The 298-nt window shown below is 45.6% G+C and carries 1 protein-coding gene; it reads left to right on the forward strand.

Annotated features, from left to right (window positions below):
* Positions 1–298, forward strand: a 298-nt coding sequence (locus tag CWC11_RS21295; protein ID WP_283241032.1) for a TrmH family RNA methyltransferase, incomplete at both ends; no start/stop codon positions are given.

Genomic DNA, 298 nt, shown 5'->3' on the forward strand with positions numbered 1-298 from the left:
TTGGTTGACCCGGCTTGTGAAGTTGATAGTCATGCGAGTGCTCTAGCTGCGGGTGCCACCGATGTACTTGGTGCTGCAACCACGGTAAATACCTTATCGGAAGCAATTGATGGGTGCGCATTAACCATAGGCACGAGTGCACGTTCACGTACGTTGTCATGGCCAATGGTTGATCCTCGAGAATGTGCTGAGAAATTGGTTAAAGAATCAAATACTGGGCCTGTTGCTTTGGTGTTTGGTCGTGAAAATAGCGGTTTAACCAATGAAGAATTACAACTGTGTAATTTTCACGTATGTA

Source organism: Pseudoalteromonas sp. S3178 (assembly GCF_005886985.1).
GTDB lineage: Bacteria > Pseudomonadota > Gammaproteobacteria > Enterobacterales > Alteromonadaceae > Pseudoalteromonas > Pseudoalteromonas carrageenovora.